Source organism: Burkholderia semiarida (genome assembly GCF_029268935.1).
In the GTDB taxonomy this organism is placed as follows: Bacteria; Pseudomonadota; Gammaproteobacteria; order Burkholderiales; family Burkholderiaceae; genus Burkholderia; species Burkholderia semiarida.
Map to the genome: position 1 here is coordinate 640,105 of NZ_JAHLCL010000003.1, position 18,466 is coordinate 658,570.

Here is an 18,466-nt window from a genome sequence, read left to right on the forward strand (position 1 = left end):
ACTCATCAACAACCATTGAAATCTTGATTAGCGATTCCCGATCCGTCTCGAGAGGGTCGCAGTTCGGACATGTCGCGATTGCAGTCGATGGGGTCGTATATGGCCGAGCGCACCCGGGATGGGACGTAGATAGCATCCTGAACTACTTAAATCGCCAGCAGACCAAGATGCAACGCGATACGATCGGCTATCTCCTTCATACATCCAGGGATGAGAAAAGGATCATCGTTTCCGAGATAAAACGCCGGCTACACGAAAACAAACCATACTCTCTCGTCGACAACAATTGCTCCTCGAACATAGCCGAAGTACTTGGCAAAGCGGGAATTCTGGCTCACGACCCGAGATGGCAACTCCCGAGTATCATAGCGCCTGCGGATTTGATGACCGGTCTGCGCCATTCGAAACGCCTGATTGGAATCCGACGGTATCCGAAAAAATGACACGCCTGCTGCTAGTTGTCGCGCTCACGATGATGATCGGTGCGTGCTCGAAATATAAAGACGAGAAATGGGCGGCACTTCGTGACATGCCAGCCTTCGCCGAGCCAAACGACGACAGAACGCATCCGATCTTCACGGTCAGGAAAGGCGAATCCTGCGTCCCGGTGACGGATCGGGCTGCGAAGATTTACGCGTACACGCAAGTGCGCTGCGAATCCGGAACGGGTTGGGTACTCGACGACTTCTTTGATAAGCAGCGCGGCCAATGATCGGCGGCGAGCGATCATCGCATTCGGACGAACATCATCGATGTCCTGCGCAGAGCTGGCCGTCGGGCTCTGCCCTGCAACGGGGATGCGCCAGCCGGCATCTCTATCGAAGACCGTGATTCAGTTGGCCCACTCCGTGCGTCGTCAATGTGCGGTAACCGCTAACGCGGCAATTCACGCGCCCGCCTTCTCCCGCGCCGCCTTGCCCGTCGCGGGCAACCCCTGCTCATGCATGCGGCGCATCCGGGCGAGACCATGCGCGACGTGCTCGCGCACGAGCGCGACGGCCTTTTCCTCGTCGCCGGCCGCGAGCGCCTGGACGATCCTGTCGTGCTCGGCCGCCGACACCGCGATCGCATCCTCCTCGGCCTCGATCGCCGCCTGGCGCAGCAGGCCGAGCTGGCGCACGAGCCGCCGGTAGGTATCGACGAGATGCGTATTGCCGACGCCGACCACCATCGCGTCGTGGAACTGCACGTTCAGCTCGGTATAACGCGTGACGTCGTGCGCCTTCGCGGCGTCCTTCATCGACTGGACGATGCCCTTCAGCACCTTCAGCGTGTCGGGCGAGATGCGCTTCGCCAGCGCGCGCGCGACCGACTCGTCGAGCATCGCGCGCACTTCGTAGATCTCCTCGGCCTCGCGCAGCGGCACGACGCGCACGGTCACGCCGCGGTTCTTCTCGTTGCGCAGCAGGCCGGCCTGTTCGAGCGCGCGGAACGCTTCGCGCACCGGGCCGCGCGACACGTTCAGCTTCGTCGCGATATCGACTTCGTTGAGCTTTTCGCCGGGCGCGTATTCGCCGGAGACGATCGCGCGCTCGAGCATGTCCTGAACGATCATCGCGAGCGACTGGCTTTGCAGGAGTTCGATGGCGCTGAGCGCGTTCGGGGCAGTCATGGTCGGGCAGGCGGCGGAGCTGTCGGTGAAAACGGGGGCGCCGTATCGGCGAATGATCGTTGTATACCGTCGCCCCGGCATATTGTCCACAGTTTTCAGTCGCCAAAAGCCCATCCTGCGCGCCGGAGCGCAACCAACCTGCAACCGGCACGCCGCCGCCGTGCGGTACGCGGCGGGCGAACGCGCGCTGAGCCGCCGCGCGCTCGCCGTTCCCGCATGGTACGTGGCGCTTTTCCCGCGCCTTCCCTCGTTGTTTTCCTCGTGCCTTCCTTCTGTCGCGGCGCCGTGCGTCACTTCGGCAGCGCCGGAATCATCCATGTCAGCACGTGCTGCTGCAGGAACACCAGCACGCCGAGCAACAGCGTGAGAATCACGCTGTGCCAGAAGGTGCGGGCGAACACGACGCCCTCCTGCCCTTTCAGGTCCGTCGTCGACACACCCGTCGCGATGTTCTGCGGCGAGATCATCTTGCCCATCACGCCGCCCGACGAATTGGTCGCGGCCATCAGCACCGGATCGAGGCCGAGCTGCCGAGCGGCCACGACCTGCAGGTTGCCGAACAGCGCGTTGCCCGACGTGTCGCTGCCGGACAGGAACACGGCGATCCAGCCGAGCGACGCGGACACCAGCGGGAACAGCGCGCCCGTCGACGCGACGCCGGTGCCGAGCGTGTAGCTGATGCCCGAGTAGTTCAGCAGGTACGCGAGCCCGACGATCATCATCACCGTGACGATCGCGATCCACGTTTGCCGCCACGTCTTCACCACGCATTCGACGAACGCACCGGGGCCGGTGCGCGTCAGCGCGGCCGTGATGATCGCCGACACGAGGATCGCGGTGCCGGTGCCGAGCGGCTGGAAATCCCAGATCGCCGCATACGGCTTGTGGTACAGCGACACGTACACGGCGTTGTGCAGGCCCGGCCACTTGATCTTCACGTCGCCGATCGCCGCGATGTTCGCGTGCACCCACACGATCACGACCACCGACACGACGAGCCACGGCAGCCAGCCGCCGAAGCCCGCGCGCGCGGCGCCGGCGGCGGCCGGCACGCTGCGCGCGAGCGCGTATTGCGGATCGGGCTGCGGCTTCCACACCTGCAGGAAGCCGATCGTCACGATCAGCGACGAGAGCGACGACAGCACGTCGGTGAGCTGATAGCCGAGGTAGTTCGACGTGACGAACTGCGCGAGCGCGAAACTGCCGCCGGACACGAGCAGCGCCGGCCACAGCTTCGAGATCGAGCGCAGCCCGCCATACGCGCCGACCACGTAGAACGGCAGCAGCAGCGCGAAGAACGGCAACTGGCGGCCGACCATCTGCGCGAGCGTCGCGGGCGGCAGCGACGTGACGGCGCCGAGCACGGTGATCGGCACGCCGAGCGCGCCGAACGCGACCGGCGCCGTGTTGAACAGCAGCGTATAGGTGAGCGCTTCGAGCGCGGGGAAGCCGAGCGCGATCAGGAGCGCGCTCGTGATCGCGACCGGCGTGCCGAAGCCGGAAATCCCTTCGAGCAGACAGCCGAACGAGAACGCGACGACGAGCAGCACGAGGCGGCGGTCGTCGGGCAGGTTGTCGAGCATCCACTGCCGGAACTGATCGAAGCGGCCCGACTTCACCGCGATGTTGTACAGCAGCAGCGCGTTGAAGACGATCCACATCACCGGCACGACCGCGAGCGCCATGCCGGCGCCGACCGCGTTGAACGCGAGGCCGGCCGGCATCCCCCACGCGCCGATCGCGACCGCGAGGCCCGCGACGAGCCCCGCGAGCGACGCCTGCCACGCGGGGCGGCGCAGCACGCCGAGCGCGATCAGCGCGACCGCGATCGGGATCACGGCGACGAGAAACGACAGGAGCAGCGAGTGCGCGACGGGCGTCAACGGTTGCGCGAAGACGATGCCGGGCGGTAGGGCGTCGGTGGGATTCATCGTGTCTCCAGAGTCGACCCGAATTCGCATGTCGATGCGCCGGGTTCGGTACAAGGCGATGTCCTGCAGTCACGGCCGCGATCGGGCGCTTGCATGCGCAACGACGTTGCGCGGCCAACCGATCGGTCGCTTAAAAGAGGTTAGGAGGCGCGGCACGCTTGTACAAGGGGGAGAAGCCCGATGCGGGCGGCCCGCCGCACGATGGCCGGCAGATGGCGCGCCGCTGTCGCGCTCGACAGGAAACCCGTCGCGGCCGGCTCACCGGTGCGCGCAATGTTGCGCGACCGGAAAAGGTGACTGCCAGCCGCGACGATGTTTCGTTGGGCATCCGGACCCTAGACTGGCTGCATCGTTTCCGGCCGCGCCGGCGATGGCGCGGCGCCGGAACCTCACGGAGCACACACGATGAAGACGATGAAACACGCGGCATGCGCATTCGTGCTGATCGGCGCGGCGTTCGCCGCTCACGCGCAAGCCGCGTCGACGCTCACGCGCGCGCAGGTCCGCCAGGAACTCGTGGAGCTGCAGGCTGCCGGCTACCGGGCGAGCCTCGCAAGCAGTCCCGACTTTCCGGGCAACATGCAGGCGATCCTGCAGCGTGCCGCGCAGGCGCGCGGTGAAGGCGACGTGGCCGGTTACGGCGGCGCTGCCCGGGCCCGCACGGAATCGGGCAAGCCGGCGCTGCCGCACGTGGTCGATCGCGGCACGTACGCCCATCACTGATCGCCGATGGAACCGGATGGCCGTCGCATCGCGGCGTGGCGCAGCATTCTGCGCCGGCCGCGTGCGCGATCGTCACACGCTGAAGCGGTTCAGCGTATAGGCGCGATAGGCGGCGACGAATGCGTCGAACGATCCGGCCTCCTTCGCTTCGAGCTCGGCCTGCTCGGCGAGCGACTTCGCGGCGAGCGCCTGCTCGGTACGCAGCGTCTCGGCCGACGGCGGGCGCGCGCGGAAATGCGCGGCATGCGCTTCGCTCTGCGCGAGCGCGAACGCGAGGAACGACTGGCCGTTCTCGCGCATCGTGCGCAGCACGCGCGCGGATGGGGTGCGCTCCGGATCGGCGAGCTTCTCGCGCTGCGCGGCAATCGCGCGCGCATGCGCGTCGCCGCCGCGGATTTCGTCGAGCCGGCGACCGACGACCTCGATATCGGCCATCAGCTCGTCGGCCCACTGCTGCAGCGTGACCGACTGGCCGTCGCGCGTCAGCGTGAGCCCCGGCTTGCGGCCGTCCAGCGTCACGCTGCCGAAGTTCGCGTTCGCTTCCTTGTACGCGTCGCAATCAAGCGGCGCGCTTTCGTCGAGCGCGCACGCGAGCAGGAACGCATCGATGAAGCGCGCGGTCTCCAGCGCGATGCCGGTCGGTTCGAACGGATCGATGTCGAGGCAGCGCACTTCGATGTACTGCACGCCGCGCGACGCGAGCGCATGCAGCGGCCGCTCGCCCGAATACGTGACGCGCTTCGGCCGGATCGTCGAGTAGAACTCGTTCTCGATCTGCAGCACGTTCGTGTTGATCTGGATCCACTCGCCGTCGCGATGCGTGCCGATCGCCTCGTACGCCGGATACGGCTCGCTGACGGCCTTCGACAGCGCGTCGAGATAGCCGGGCAGCGTGTTGTAGTCGACGTGCAGCGCGGCCTGGGCCGTCGTATTCGAGTAGCCGAGATCGCTCATCCGCAGGCTCGTCGCATACGGCCGGTACAGCGTATCGGCGTCGAACGTGTCGAGCTTGTGCGGCTTGCCGCGCAGGAACTTCGTGTCGAGCACCGGCGACGCGCCGAACAGGTACATCAGCAGCCAGCTGCGGCGGCGGAAGTTGCGGATCTGCGCGAGATAGCGTTCCGACTGGTAATCGACGAGCGTCGCCGTGGATTCCTCTTCCGCATGCAGGCGCCGCCACACTTCCTCGTGCAGCGAGTAGTTGTAGTGGATGCCGGCGATGCACTGCATCGTGCGGCCGTAGCGATACGCGAGGCCGCGCCGGTACACCGTCTTCAGGCGACCGATGTTCGACGTGCCGTAGTCGGCGATCGGGATCTGGTCGTCGGCCGGCAGCAGGCCCGGCATCGAGTCGTTCCACAGGATCTCGTCACCGAGCGACGCATACACGTAGCGATGCAGATCGTCGAGGCGTTCGAGCGTGAGCGCGGCGTCGCGCTCCGCGGGCGTGATCAGTTCGATCAGCGCTTCGGAATAGTCGGTCGTCAGCGCCGGATGCGTGAGCGCCGAACCGAGCGCGCGCGGATGCGGCGTGAACGCGATCATCCCGTCGCGCGTCACGCGCAGGCTTTCCTTCTCGATGCCGCGCAGGCCGTCGGGCAGATGCTGCCGCGTCGGGCCCGAGCTCAGCGCGTCGAGGCGTTTCAGCAGCAGTTCGGACTGGCGGTAAGTCATGGTGTTCGACATGGAGACGCAAGTGCGTGACGGCCGCGCGCAGAACGCCGCGCGCGGCCGGCTGGATTGTTGGTCGCTTCGTTGGTAGCGGGCACTTTAACATCTCGCCGGAACCCGCGCTTGAGGTGGCGCCGGGTCCGGCGCACGGGCCTGAGCGGGCCACCGGACGGGCCGGACGCGCCAGTCCCGGCCTCCATCGCCGGTTCCGGACAACGCCGGTCGGCACGCCGGTCAGCGGAATTCGTCTGACGGACCGTGAACGGCGAACGCGTGGCGCGCGGGTGCAACCATGCCGCTGAATGGATCGGGAAGCGACGCGTGCGCGGACATCGCACGCGCAGCATCGGGGCGGCGCCGAATGCGTGGCATCGCCATGACGGGCCGCGTCACGCCTGCACTCGCCGCATGCCGGCATCGCGTGCGCAACGGGTTGCGGCACTGCCTGCTGGCGGTCGCACCCGGCCGGCCGCCGCAGTTACCCGCCGCGCGCGCCGCCCGCCCGGTCGGCCACTTCGTTCCACAGATGCAGCGCCGCATACGCGCGCCATGGCCGCCAGCCTTCGGTGCGGCGCTTCTGGCTGGTGAGCCGGTCGAGCGCCGGGTCGCGCGCGGCGATCGACTGCATCAGCACCAGATCGGATGCCGGCCACGCATCGGGGTCGCGCCACGCGCGCATCGCGATGTATTCGACGGTCCACGGGCCGATGCCGGGCAGATCGAGCCACGCGCGGCGCAGCGTCGCGAGATCGGCATGGGCGCGATCGACCGGCACGTCGCCGGCCGCCACCGCGCGCGCCACGCCGGTCAGCGCCGCCACGCGCTTGCCGGGCATCCCGATCTTGTCGAGATCGCACGCGGCCAGCGCGTCGGGCGTCGGGAAACGCCACGCGGGCGCGCCGTCGCCTTCATGAATCACGCGTTCGCCGGCCCGTTCGACGAGCCGGCCGACGATCGTCGTCGCGGCCTTCACGCTCACCTGCTGGCCGACGATCGCGCGCACGGCCAGCTCGAACCCCGACCATGCGCCCGGCACGCGCAAGCCCGGCGCGGCCTCGACGAGCGGCGCGAACCATGGATCGCGCGCGAGCCCGCCGCCGATCGCGGCCGGATCGGCGCCGAGGTCGAACATCGTCGCGACACGTGCGGCGAATGCGTCGTCGACGTGACGCGCGACCGCCCCTTCGACGGTCGCGATCAGGCAGTGCTTGCGCGGGTGCTTCGTGACGGTGAGCCGGCCGGCCTCGCCGTGCAGATCGACGATGCGGCGATACGCGCCGCCGGCCACCTGCTCGACGCCCGGAATCGCGCGCCCGCTGAAGAAGCGCAGCACGCGCGCCCAGTCGTACGGCGCCTTGTAGCGCAGTTCCATCTGCGCGGACGGCGGCACCGGGCCGCCGTTCGCGACAGACGTGATCGTTATCGTGTCGATGCTCAAACCGCACTGCCCTCCGTCTCGGCTTTGGCTTCATCGTTGTGAACATGGCGCGCCTCGGCCGCGAGCAGCGTCGCCTTGCGGCGTACGCCCCAGCGATAGCCGGCGAGCACGCCGCCCTTTTGCACGACCCGGTGGCACGGGATCGCGAGCGCAACCGGATTCGACGCGCACGCGGACGCGACCGCCCGTACCGCGCGCGGCGAGCCGAGCGCCTCGGCGATCTCCGAATAGCTGCGCGTTTCGCCGTACGGGATATGCGTCAGCGCTTCCCACACGCGCTGCTGGAACGCGGTCGGCGCGATGTCGAGCGGCAGGTCGAACGCGTGCCGCGTGCCGTCGAGATACGCGCGGATCTGCGCGACGAACGGCGCGAGCCGGGCCGACGATTCGACGAGTTCGGCCCGCGCGAACGCGCTCTTCAGCTCGACGACGAGCGACGCCGCGTCGTCGCCGAACGCGATCCGGCAGATGCCCTGTTCGGTCGCGGCGACGAGCACCGTGCCGAGCGACGTCGACGCGGTCGCGTAGTCGATCCGCAGGCCGGCGCCCTGGCGGCGAAACGCGGACGGCGCCATCCCGAGCTCGCGCGACACCGACGCATAGAGCCGCGACGGCGAGTTGAACCCCGCGTCGACGGCCGCCTGCGTGACCGGCTGGCCGTCTTGGAGCGCCTGCCGCAGCGCGGCGCCGCGCTGCGCGGCCTGGTACTGCCGCGGCGACACGCCGACCACGCGCTTGAAGAGCCGCTGCAGGTGGAACGGGCTCACGTGCACGGCGTCGCTCAACTGCTGCAGCGTGAGCCGCTCGGCGTGCGCGTCGAGCACCGCGCACGCGCGATTGACGATTTCCAGCTCGCGCGGCAGCCCTTCCGGCTGGCAACGCTTGCAGGGCCGGAAACCGGCCGCGCGCGCGGCCGCCGGATCGGTGAAAAAGGACACGTTCTCGCGGCGTGGCTGCCGCGACGCGCAGGTCGGGCGACAGAACACGCCGGTCGTGCTGACGCCATAGAAGAACGCGCCGTCCGCGTGCGGATCGCGCTCGGTCACGGCGCCCCAGCGGGCATCGTCGGTCGGATAGGCGGTTTTCATCTGAACCTCGCACTCTCTAGTGTAGATGGTGCCTACTCTAGCCATCGGCACATGCCGTCGCGCCCTGGATCTTGCTCTGTGATTCGTGTCGGCGAATCGGGGCCACATCCATAGGGATAAATGCGACGAAACGCGCGCGGCGGCTGCTCGCGCGCCGTTTCCGTCATCGTCCCGTCACCGTTTTGCTGCAGTGCGGATGCGACAAATCGCCGTCCTGACGTTTTTTTGCAATCGGAATATTGCGTCGCACCATCGCCGTGTGTATAGTTGGAACTGTCTCCTCCATGTCTCCTCCTGATATGGATTAAGCCCGTTCCGCTCTGCGCGAACGGGCTTTTTTTCGTCCGTCGATTGTGCCGCGTTCCGGCCGGCAGCGCAGGCGCGATGCGTCTACACTCGATGCTCGTCGACTGCGAAGGAGTCCCGCCCATGAAGCCCACCATCCGCGGAATCGATCACATCGTGCTGCGCGTGACCGACATGGCGGCCATGACGCGCTTTTACTGCGACGCCGTCGGCTGCCATGTGGAGAAGGAACAGCCCGATCTGGGCCTCGTGCAACTGCGAGCCGGCGATGCGCTGATCGACCTGCTGACGGTCGGCGGCCCGATCGACCGCCCCGACAGCGGCCCGCCCGGCGCCGGGCGCAACCTCGACCATCTGTGCCTGCGCGTCGAGCCGTTCGATCCCGACGCACTGATCGCCCATTTCGCCGCGCATGGCGCGCGGCCCGGCGCGCCGGCCGAACGCTACGGCGCCGGCGGCTACGGGCCGTCGATCTACCTGTTCGATCCCGAAGGCAACATGGTCGAATTCAAGGGGCCGCCGGCCGCGCTCGGCTGAACGCGGCCGACGCGCGAGCCGTTACGCGTCCGCGCGCGCCTTCAGCACCGCCCACTCGACCGCGACCGGATCGTGGTCCGCGCTCGAGATCCATGCGGCGCCGTCCTGCACCGTGCACTGCAGGCGCATCGTGCGCGCCGCGAGCCGCCCGAGCGCGGCCGCGACGCCGTCGGCGAGCGACAGCACCTGCACGTTGCGCAGCCGTTCGACCTTGCTGCGCACGCCCTGCCACCAGATATCCGACGTCTTGCCGCCGTACGCGATCACCGTGACCTGCCCGGCACGCCCGGCCGCCTTCGAGATGCGCCGTTCGTCGGGCTGACCGGCCTCGATCCACACGTCGATCGCGCCCGTCAGGTCCTTCTGCCACAAGTCGGGCTCGTCGACGTCCGACAGCCCCTTGCAGAATTCGAGCCGCTCGTGCGCGAACAGCGCGAACGCGACGATGCGCACCATCATCCGTTCGTCGGTTTCCGACGGATGGCGCGCCACCGTCAGCGCGTGATCGGCGTAGTAATGCCGATCCATGTCGGCGATTTGCAATTCGGCTTTGTAGATCGTGGATTTCAGCGCCATGCGGATACGGCCCGGGCGGGCATTCGGTTCGGTCGGGCCGTGATGATACCGAATGCGGGCCGTCCGGCGCGCGTCATGCGCGCCCCACAGCGCAACGGCCCGGCATTGGGCCGGGCCGCGTTCGGTTCGCGCCGCCGGCTCGTCGGGCCGGCGCGCTCGCGCGTCGTGCGACTGCGCGGGGAATGGACGGTTACTGCTTGACGAAGCGTGAATCGGCCCAGAGGCCTTGCTGGTCGCTGTTGTCGGCGCTGACGAACTGCACGTCGCCCTGATCGACCGACACCACGCGGAAGCGCTGGCCTTCCGGCACCGACAGACAGCGGAAGTCGTCGAAATACTGCTGCTTCGCCTGCGACTTGCCGTCACGTTCGTGACTCAGTACGGAGTCCAGATTGTCTTTCGACAGGCAGCCCCATGCGTTCTTCGTCAGCTGGATTTCCTGCTTCGGCTTGACGGCCGAATCGCCGCCGGCCTGGGCGATCGACACCGCGCAAAACGCGCCGACAAGGGCAAAAAGGACACCGGTACGCTTGATCATGTTCTGTCTCCAGGCTTGCGGGCACCAGGCTGGGTTAGCTATGTGTTTAAAGGTGATCGTGAACCCGCGTTTTTCACTTTAGAAGACCGGCAAACGATAGCAAGCACATTTGTTGTGCGACCGCAATAGCGGCGGATTGTCGCACCCCGTGCGCGGCCCGCTTTTCGCGGGCGGCGCGCGTCCGGCAAACGCTGCCGAATCGCGGAGGAGCCCGCGCCGCCCGGCGGAAAGCGTTATCCGACAAGGCTTTCAGCGAAGTTACAATGCGGCGATTGAACGGTTTGGATAATCCATTTCGCTATTCGGCTCATTTTGATGCGTTGCACATAAAGTCATCCAAAATGATTCGACTTTTACCGCAGCGCGGCAGCGCCTTTACCCGATACAAGAAAAATGCCAGATATAGGCGCATCCGTATTTATCCGTAGATCGCCGCCTCTATTCGGCGCGCTCGGTGCCCCGTCGCAAGCGCATTTCGTCCGTGTGGTGTTTACCCTGCTTTATTCAATCCGGTTTGCTGGCGCTCGAAATAATCGCGCTGGAAGATGCACATGCGATAAGCGTTGTGATACGCGCCATTTCCGAAAAATTCTTCCTTCAATTCGGCTTCGTGCTGGAATCCGCATTTCTCGTACACGTGGATCGCGGCCGCATTGGACGTATCGACGATCAGGTACAGCTTGCGCATGTTCAGCACCTTGAACGCGTATTCGATCGCGAGGCGCGTCGCCTGGCCCGCATAGCCGCGCCCCTGGCACTGCGGCGCGATGATGATCTGGAACTCGCCGCGGCGGTGGATGTAGTCGAGCTCGATCAGCTCGACGAGGCCGACCAGTTCGTCCCGCGCATCGACCGCGACGAAACGGCGCTCGCGCTGATCGTGCACGTGACGGTCGTACAGTTGCGACAGTTCCGAGAAGGTTTCGTACGGCTCCTCGAACCAGTAGCGCATGATCTTCGCGTCGTTGTTCAGCTCGTGGACGAAGCGCAGGTCCTGGCGTTCCAGCGGCCGTAGCGCGAGCGTGTGGGTATCGTTCTGAAGTTGCATGTTGGTGTCCTTTTTGATGTCGCCGCATGCGCGGAATGCCTGCGGCGCGGCCGCGTTCCGGCCCGTTTCGCACTGTAAGAAATTGAACGCGGGCGAAGTTCAGAGCCTAGAATGGGAACAAGGGTTCCTGCCACCGCAAGGAGGCTATCGTGATCGAGCAAGTCATCCTCGGAATTTTCCTCGTGCTGCCGCTCGTCATCGTGGCTGCGCTGTTTTCCGACGAACTCTGGCAGGAGCATCGTCGCCAGCATCCGCGCGACGAGAACGCACCGCACATCGACTGGAAGCATCCGTGGCGCCGCGTGCGACGCGGGCATTGACTTCGATCATCGTCGATCCGCCGCATGCGCAGGGCCGGCCACCCCAGGCCGGGTAACATGCGGGCACGACCCTTGCGCTTCGACCCGATTCCCGCCCCACCCCGCGAGACACCGACGTGAACGACAAGCCCGCCCTTCCTCCGCACGATATCCCGAACGAAACGATCGACCTGCAGATCGCCGATGTGCTGGCGGCCGTCCGCTATCCCGCGAACAAGGATGCGATCGTCGATGCCGCACGCGACGCCGGCGCCAGCAACGAAGTGCTGGCGATGCTCGACGGCCTGCCCGAACAGGACTACGCGGACGTCGACGCCGTCACGCGCTGGATTGCCGGCAACTTCGGCCCGGGGCTCGGCATTTGAGCGGATGCCAATAACGCGATAGGATCGGGCCGCACCGGTCGCGCCGCGATCGGGGAGCGCGCCGCCCGGCGCAAGATCGGGCGTTTCGCGCGCGTGCCCGGGGGACTCCATGGAAGGCATCCTGATCCAGCACACGACGCAACGTCAGCTGTGGTTCGGCGCGCTGACGGCGCTCGTCATCCTGCTCACGCTCGGGATCGCCGTGCCGCACGCGAACGTCGCGCTGCCGGCCGTCGAGCCGTTCATGCCGATGTGCGCGCTCACCGTGTTCACGACCGCGAGCATCGCGGCGTTCTTCCTCGGCGCGCAGTTCACCGTGACGCGCCAGCCCGTGCTCGGTGCGCTCGGCGGCGCCTATGCGTTCACCGCGCTCGCCGTCGCGCTGCAGTTGCTGACCTTTCCCGGCGTGTTCGCGCCGCACGGCCTGCTCGGCGCGCGCCCGCAAAGCGCCGCATGGATGTGGGTCTTCTGGCATGCCGGCTTTCCGTGCTTCGTGATGGCCGCGCTGTTCGCGCGCGAGCGGCTGACGCGCGCGCCGGTCGGTGCGAAAGAAACACGCCGCTGGACGCTCGCGCTCGTCGGCGGCCCGGCCGTCGCGGCGGCGCTGCTGTGCGTGCTCGCGCTGAACGTGTCGCTGCCGCCCGCGTTCCATCCGCCTCGCGACACGGCCGTGCTGCCCGTCAACGGCACCGCGCTCGTCGTATGGATCCTCAACGTGCTCGCGCTCGTGGCCGTGCTGGTCACCGGCCGGCTGCGCACGACGCTCGACCTGTGGCTCGCGATCGCGGTGCTCGCGTGCCTCACCGATACGACGCTGAACCTGCTGTCCACCCATCGCTTCACGCTCGGCTGGTATGTCGCGCGCGTGTTCAGCATGTTCACGCCGGGCGTGCTCGTGTGCGTGCTCGCATGGGAAGTGACGATGCTGTATCAGCAACTGTTCGAAGCGCACGCGACGCTGATTCGCTCGTCCGCGCGCGACGGGCTCACGGGTGCGTTCAACCGCAGCCACTTCAACGACCATTTCCATACGCTGTTCCTGCAGGCGCGGCGGCAGGGCGAACCGCTGTCGCTGCTGATGGTCGACGTCGACCACTTCAAGGCGTACAACGATGCGTTCGGTCACGTGAAGGGCGATGCGTGCCTGATCGCCGTCGCGAATGCACTGGTCGGCGCGGTGCGGCGGCCGACCGATATCGTCGCGCGCTACGGCGGCGAGGAGTTCGCGATCGTGCTGCCGAATACCGGCGCGCACGGTGCGCGGGTGGTGGCCGACGAAGCGCGCGAAGCCGTGCTGCGGCTCGACCTCGCGATGCCCGATTCGCCGGCCGGGCGAGTGAGCGTCAGCATCGGCTGCGCGACCGTGTCGGCCGACGACCTGTCGACGCCCGACGCGTTGATCGAGGCCGCCGATGCCGCGCTGTATCGGGCGAAGGACACGGGGCGAAACCGGGTCGTCGTCGCCTGAAACGTCTGCTGTTTGGCCAATTGTTACGGTCATTTTGACCGGAATAATCCGCCGTTACGGATTGCGGCGCGGGGATACGATCGCTTACAGCCTCGGCCGGAGCCGCTCGCTATGCTGGGTTTCATATTGAATCCGAGCAGGTGAACGCGATGAAGAAGGCCCTTTTGCTGATTGCCGGCGTCGCCGTGTTGTTGAGCGGCTGTATCGTGGTGCCTGACGGTGGCGGGTATTACGGTGGGGGTGGGTATTATCACCATCATCGTCATTGGGATTGATGCGGGCGAAGGTCCGGACATAGCGATCCGGGCCTGCGTGCGATCGAGCCGGCGTGATCGACATCGTTGAGATCGCCGTATGCGCCATACGATGCCCAGCCTCACGGCGTGTGCCAAATCCGGATCCAGTGCGCGCCGTCTATTTGTTTTGACGCGCGGATTCGACGTTGTGATATTTACCGGCCAGCGGATTTTATGACAGGCCGAGCAATGCAAACGGGGAAGCGATCGTGAGCGCGTTTCTCGTTTAAAGACGCATGACGCGCCACGAAGGACTCTCGAACTTCAAATGCGCGAGCGTCACTTCCCGATACAAAACCTGCTGAAAATCACCCCCAGCAGATCATCCGACGTGAACTCCCCGGTAATCGCATTGAGCTGCTCCTGCGCGAGCCGAAGCTCTTCGGCAAACAGATCGAGCGACTGCGCGCGCTGCTCCGCATGATCGGCCGCCTGCGCGAGATGTTCCTGCGCGGCCCGCAGCGCGATCAGATGCCGCTCGCGCGCGAGATACACGCCCTCGACCCCCGCCTGCCACCCGGCGATCCGCAGCAGCTCCGCGCGCAGCATGTCGATCCCGTCGCCGCGCTTCGCCGACAGATGCACCTCGGTCAGATCGCCTTCCGCCGCCGGATGCTCGACGCACGCGGGCACGCCGGTCAGATCCGTCTTGTTCAGCACGCGCACCACCGGCACGCCGGCCGGAAACCGCGCCGCGATCGTTTCGTCGTCCGGCGTCATCCCCGTGCGCGAATCGAGCAGATGCAGCACGACGTCCGCACGCTCGATCTCGCTCCACGTGCGCGCAATGCCGATCCGCTCGACCTCGTCCTCCGTCTCGCGCAACCCGGCCGTATCGATGATGTGCAGCGGAATCCCTTCGACCTGGATCGTCTGCGCCACCTTGTCGCGCGTCGTGCCGGCGATCGGCGTGACGATCGCCAGCTCGGCACCCGCCAGCGCATTCAGCAGCGACGACTTGCCGACGTTCGGCTGCCCCGCGAGCACGACCGACAGCCCTTCGCGCAACAGCGCGCCCTGCCGCGCATCGCCGAGCACGTGCGCGAGCTGCGCGCGGATCTTCGCGAGCTTGCCGCGCGCGTCGGCCGCTTCGAGGAAGTCGATTTCCTCCTCCGGAAAATCGAGCGTCGCCTCGACCAGCATCCGCAGCGTGATCACGTCGTCGACGAGCGCATGGATCTGCCGCGAGAACGCGCCGTCGAGCGAACGCCCGGCCGAGCGCGCGGCCGCCTCGGTGCTCGCCTCGATCAGGTCGGCGACGGCTTCGGCCTGCGCGAGATCGAGCTTGTCGTTCAGGAACGCGCGCCGCGTGAACTCGCCCGGCTCCGCGAGCCGCAGCCCGAAGCCGCGCCCCGCGTCCAGGCAGCGCTGCAGCAGCAACTGCATCACGATCGGCCCGCCGTGCCCCTGCAGCTCGAGTACGTATTCGCCCGTGTACGAATGCGGCGCCGGGAAATACAGCGCGATCCCGCGGTCGAGCGGCGCACCATGCGCGTCGAGAAACGGCACGTAGCTCGCATGACGCGGCGCGAGCTTCTGCCCGCACAACGCGTCGATCAGCGGCAGTGCGGCCGCCTCGCCGCCGCGCCCGAACGACACGCGGACAACGCCGATGCCGCCCCGGCCGGCGGCGGTGGCAATGGCGACGATCGGATCGGAATCGGTAGCGAGCATGGGAATCGGACGAATCTGGGGAGTCTGGGAAATCGGCGAGTAGCCGGTGCGCCGGCGCAACAGTTCGCGCGTTGGAACGCCGGCATTGTAGCGTGTCGGCACCCGCGCCACCGGACGCGACGCCGAATTCGGACTCGCCCGAATTTATCCCGACGGGGATAAGTCGAGTATCAGTACCCCGTGCTGGCATACTCTTCGTTTCGGACAAGTATGCCTGCTGGCGGAGGCGGACGATTTGCCCCTCAATTCCGCCAATGTGCCCGTACGAGGCCGGGATTCGTCTGAACAGGATACGTTTATCCTATATGGTTGTCTTAGAAACGTCGGCCGAATTGCACAATCTCTCCCATGCCGACACCCGAAGAAAAAGCCGCGTTCTCGGAACGCCTGAAGTTCGCCCTGCGGCGCAGCCCGGAGAAGGTCACCGGCGCGACGGAACTGGCGAACCGATTCAATCTGCGCCATCGCGGAGCCCAGCCCGTTTCGCCGCAAACCGCGCACAAATGGCTGACGGGCCGCACGATTCCGACGCCGGACAAACTCGCGACGCTCGCCGACTGGTTGCGCGTCGAAGTCCACTGGCTGCATTACGGCCCGTCTCCAAGCGTGATCGAACACGCGACGCCGCAACCGCTGCCGCGCGACGAGCACTATCCGCCGACGCCCGAGACGATCGAACTCGCGTCAAAGATCGAAGCGTTGTCGCCGCATCATCGCTACCTCGTGCAGGAGTTGGTCGAGCAGTTCTACGGCGACGTGGGCGAATCGAAGAAGGGCTGAGCCGGGATCGGACCAGAAAAGCAAAAAGCCGCACGGTCATGAACCATGCGGCTTTTTTTGCGTGCATCGCGAGCGGCGAACCGCCCGCGAGTACGACTGGCGTCAGGCCGGCTTCTTCTTCACGCCGCCGAGCTTGCGCGTGATGTAGTACTGCTGCGCGATCGACAGCACGTTGTTCACGACGTAGTACAGCACGAGGCCGGCCGGGAAGAAGAAGAACATCACCGAGAACGCGATCGGCATGAACTTCATCATCTTCGCCTGGACCGGATCCGGCGGCGTCGGGTTCAGGCTCGTCTGCACGAACATCGACACGGCCATCAGCACCGGCAGGATGAAGAACGGATCGCGCTGCGACAGGTCGTGAATCCACAGAATCCACGGCGCGCCGCGCATTTCGACCGACGCGAGCAGCACCCAGTACAGCGAGATGAACACCGGAATCTGGATCACGACCGGCAGGCAGCCGCCGAACGGATTGACCTTCTCGGTCTTGTACAACTCCATCAGCGCGGCGTTCATCTTCTGCGGATCGCTCTTGAAGCGTTCGCGCAGCGCCTGCATGCGCGGCGTGATTTCCTTCATGCGCGCCATCGACTTGTAGCTCGCCGCCGACAGCGGGAAGAACACGGCCTTGATCAGCACCGTCAGCAGCACGATCGCCCAGCCCCAGTTGCCGACATAGCCGTGGATCTTCTCGAGCAGCCAGAACAGCGGCTTCGCGATGATCGTCACCCAGCCGTAATCCTTCACGAGCTCCAGGCCCGGCGCGATGCCTTCGAGCATGCGCTCTTCTTCCGGACCGGCGAACAGGCGCGCCTGCACGTCGGCCGACTGGCCCGGCGCGATCGCGGCGACCGGCTGCTCCACACCGATGCGATAGAGCGACCCGTCAAACTTCTTCGCGTAGATGTCGCGCTTCGCCCCTTGTTGCGGAATCCACGCCGACGCGAAGTAGTGCTGCACCATCGCGATCCAGCCGTTGTCGGCAGAGGTCTCGAAGTTCGCCTTATTCTTGTCGAGATCGCTGAAGTCGATCTTCTGAAAGTGCTTCGCATCCGTATAGACCGCCGGTCCGAGGAACGTATGCGAGAACATCGGCGTTTCGACCGGCGTGTTGTCGCGGACGAGCTCCATATAGAGCCTCGGCGTGACGGGCGCCGTGCCGACGTTGTCGATCTTGGTGTCGACGCCGATCACGTAGCTGCCGCGCGTGAACGTGTAGGTCTTGATCACCTTCACGCCGCCCTTCACCGGCGATTCGAACGACAGCTTCAGCGTGTTCTGGTCGCCCGTCAGCGACGTCGAGCCGGGGTTCAGCTGCGTGTAGACGTCGGTGTGATTCGGGAAATCGCCGCCGACGAGGCCCGTACGTGCGAGATACGTGTGGCCGGCCGTGTGGTCGAACAGCGTGATGTACAGGTCGGGCTGCTTGCCGTCGCCCTGCTTCTTCAGCGTCAGCTTCGCGAGCGTGCCGCCGCGCGTGTCGATTTCGCCGTCGTACACGTCGGTCGAGAACTTCACCAGCTGCGCCTGCGCGGCCGGAGCCGTCGTCGACGGTGCGGCGCCGGCCGCGGCGGCAGGCACGTCACCTGCGGTCGTCGTCGCGCCCGTGCCCGATGCGCCGCCGGCGGCGGCCGGGGCCGTCTGCGTGGCGCTCGGGAAGAACATCGACGGGCGTCCATGGTCCCGCTGCCAGTTGTCGTACAGCATGACAGCTGACATGAAGAAGATCACCCATAGGACGGTGCGTTTGATATCCATGCGTTGTCTCAGAGTCGATGGGACCGCGCGTCGGCTTCGCCGCGAGCGCGAGTGTCGGAGTTGGGCGGCGGGACGAGGTCGATGCCGCCCGCGGAAAACGGATGGCATCGGCACACGCGCCTGACGGCGAGATACGTGCCGCGCGCGGCGCCATGATACTGGATTGCCTCGCGCGCGTAATCCGAACAGGAAGGATAAAAACGGCACCGGTTGCCGAGCATCGGGCTCACGGCAACCTTGTAGAAGCGCAGCAAGGCGATCAATACCGTTTCCATACCTTGGGCGGCGCCGTACGACGCCGCGTCAAAACCGGCCGGGCGGGCGCGAACGC

At 66.4% G+C, this 18,466-nt stretch carries 19 protein-coding genes; 8 read left to right on the forward strand and 11 right to left on the reverse strand.

Annotated elements, in window-relative coordinates:
* Positions 1-346: 346 nt before the first annotated feature.
* Positions 347-712 carry a hypothetical protein gene (locus tag KPB06_RS06695; protein ID WP_179231734.1) on the forward strand — a complete coding sequence of 122 codons (366 nt, stop codon included), beginning with the start codon at positions 347-349 and terminating at the stop codon, positions 710-712.
* A 174-nt stretch (positions 713-886) separates the two neighbouring features.
* Here KPB06_RS06695 and KPB06_RS06700 read toward each other — a convergent pair whose 3' ends face one another.
* Both KPB06_RS06700 and KPB06_RS06705 read right to left on the reverse strand, forming a co-directional pair.
* Positions 887-1,612: a phosphonate utilization associated transcriptional regulator gene (locus KPB06_RS06700; RefSeq protein ID WP_059573593.1), complete on the reverse strand. Its 726-nt coding sequence runs from the start codon at positions 1,610-1,612 to the stop codon at positions 887-889.
* Between the two features lie 290 nt (positions 1,613-1,902).
* Entirely contained in the window at positions 1,903-3,543 is a 1,641-nt protein-coding gene (locus tag KPB06_RS06705) for an L-lactate permease (protein WP_059573592.1), read from the reverse strand.
* Between the two features lie 405 nt (positions 3,544-3,948).
* Here KPB06_RS06705 and KPB06_RS06710 point away from each other — a divergent pair, with 405 nt between their 5' ends.
* Positions 3,949-4,266, forward strand: coding sequence for a DUF4148 domain-containing protein (locus tag KPB06_RS06710; protein ID WP_060010887.1), 318 nt, complete (start codon positions 3,949-3,951; stop codon positions 4,264-4,266).
* A 72-nt stretch (positions 4,267-4,338) separates the two neighbouring features.
* On the opposite strand, the gene gshA is transcribed toward KPB06_RS06710, so the two are convergent.
* The 3 genes from gshA to ada all read right to left on the reverse strand — a co-directional run bounded on the left by gshA (position 4,339) and on the right by ada (position 8,463).
* Complete coding sequence (gene gshA, locus KPB06_RS06715) at positions 4,339-5,952, reverse strand: glutamate--cysteine ligase (RefSeq protein WP_060010885.1); 1,614 nt, start codon at positions 5,950-5,952, stop codon at positions 4,339-4,341.
* 463 nt (positions 5,953-6,415) lie between these two features.
* The gene (locus KPB06_RS06720; RefSeq protein ID WP_060010883.1) at positions 6,416-7,375 is read right to left on the reverse strand and encodes a DNA-3-methyladenine glycosylase family protein; all 960 of its coding nucleotides are present in this window, start codon (positions 7,373-7,375) and stop codon (positions 6,416-6,418) included.
* Positions 7,372-8,463 (reverse strand): bifunctional DNA-binding transcriptional regulator/O6-methylguanine-DNA methyltransferase Ada, encoded by a 1,092-nt coding sequence (gene ada, locus KPB06_RS06725; RefSeq protein WP_099316939.1) that lies wholly within the window; start codon positions 8,461-8,463, stop codon positions 7,372-7,374. Before ada ends, KPB06_RS06720 begins: the two co-directional genes overlap by 4 nt.
* A gap of 429 nt (positions 8,464-8,892) precedes the next feature.
* On the opposite strand from ada, the gene KPB06_RS06730 reads away from it, so the two are divergent.
* A complete protein-coding gene (locus KPB06_RS06730) occupies positions 8,893-9,306 on the forward strand; it encodes a VOC family protein (RefSeq protein ID WP_059573587.1) in 414 nt (137 codons plus the stop codon).
* Between the two features lie 21 nt (positions 9,307-9,327).
* Here KPB06_RS06730 and KPB06_RS06735 read toward each other — a convergent pair whose 3' ends face one another.
* From KPB06_RS06735 to speG, 3 genes are all read right to left on the reverse strand, one after another.
* Positions 9,328-9,882 (reverse strand): YaeQ family protein, encoded by a 555-nt coding sequence (locus tag KPB06_RS06735; RefSeq protein WP_059573586.1) that lies wholly within the window; start codon positions 9,880-9,882, stop codon positions 9,328-9,330.
* Between the two features lie 190 nt (positions 9,883-10,072).
* Positions 10,073-10,420, reverse strand: a complete 348-nt coding sequence (gene sap1, locus KPB06_RS06740; RefSeq protein WP_059573585.1) for a surface attachment protein Sap1 — start codon at positions 10,418-10,420, stop codon at positions 10,073-10,075.
* Between the two features lie 490 nt (positions 10,421-10,910).
* Entirely contained in the window at positions 10,911-11,468 is a 558-nt protein-coding gene (gene speG / locus KPB06_RS06745; protein ID WP_059573584.1) for a spermidine N1-acetyltransferase, read from the reverse strand.
* A 149-nt stretch (positions 11,469-11,617) separates the two neighbouring features.
* Between speG and KPB06_RS06750 the strand changes: the two genes are divergently transcribed.
* From KPB06_RS06750 to KPB06_RS06765, 4 genes are all read left to right on the forward strand, one after another.
* A complete protein-coding gene (locus KPB06_RS06750; protein ID WP_006489933.1) occupies positions 11,618-11,788 on the forward strand; it encodes a hypothetical protein in 171 nt (56 codons plus the stop codon).
* A gap of 116 nt (positions 11,789-11,904) precedes the next feature.
* Positions 11,905-12,153 (forward strand): DUF2795 domain-containing protein, encoded by a 249-nt coding sequence (locus KPB06_RS06755; protein ID WP_060966488.1) that lies wholly within the window; start codon positions 11,905-11,907, stop codon positions 12,151-12,153.
* Positions 12,154-12,262: 109 nt separating this feature from the next.
* Positions 12,263-13,621, forward strand: a complete 1,359-nt coding sequence (locus tag KPB06_RS06760; protein ID WP_275905539.1) for a sensor domain-containing diguanylate cyclase — start codon at positions 12,263-12,265, stop codon at positions 13,619-13,621.
* Positions 13,622-13,770: 149 nt separating this feature from the next.
* Positions 13,771-13,896 (forward strand): hypothetical protein, encoded by a 126-nt coding sequence (locus tag KPB06_RS06765; protein ID WP_256097665.1) that lies wholly within the window; start codon positions 13,771-13,773, stop codon positions 13,894-13,896.
* Between the two features lie 300 nt (positions 13,897-14,196).
* On the opposite strand, the gene mnmE is transcribed toward KPB06_RS06765, so the two are convergent.
* Positions 14,197-15,591 carry a tRNA uridine-5-carboxymethylaminomethyl(34) synthesis GTPase MnmE gene (mnmE, locus tag KPB06_RS06770; RefSeq protein WP_226094317.1) on the reverse strand — a complete coding sequence of 465 codons (1,395 nt, stop codon included), beginning with the start codon at positions 15,589-15,591 and terminating at the stop codon, positions 14,197-14,199.
* Positions 15,592-15,939: 348 nt separating this feature from the next.
* On the opposite strand from mnmE, the gene KPB06_RS06775 reads away from it, so the two are divergent.
* The gene (locus KPB06_RS06775) at positions 15,940-16,371 is read left to right on the forward strand and encodes a helix-turn-helix domain-containing protein (protein ID WP_060010875.1); all 432 of its coding nucleotides are present in this window, start codon (positions 15,940-15,942) and stop codon (positions 16,369-16,371) included.
* A gap of 102 nt (positions 16,372-16,473) precedes the next feature.
* Here KPB06_RS06775 and yidC read toward each other — a convergent pair whose 3' ends face one another.
* Positions 16,474-18,135 carry a membrane protein insertase YidC gene (gene yidC / locus KPB06_RS06780; RefSeq protein WP_060010873.1) on the reverse strand — a complete coding sequence of 554 codons (1,662 nt, stop codon included), beginning with the start codon at positions 18,133-18,135 and terminating at the stop codon, positions 16,474-16,476.
* 8 nt (positions 18,136-18,143) lie between these two features.
* Positions 18,144-18,410: a membrane protein insertion efficiency factor YidD gene (gene yidD / locus KPB06_RS06785; RefSeq protein ID WP_006750110.1), complete on the reverse strand. Its 267-nt coding sequence runs from the start codon at positions 18,408-18,410 to the stop codon at positions 18,144-18,146.
* Between the last annotated feature and the right edge of the window lie 56 nt (positions 18,411-18,466).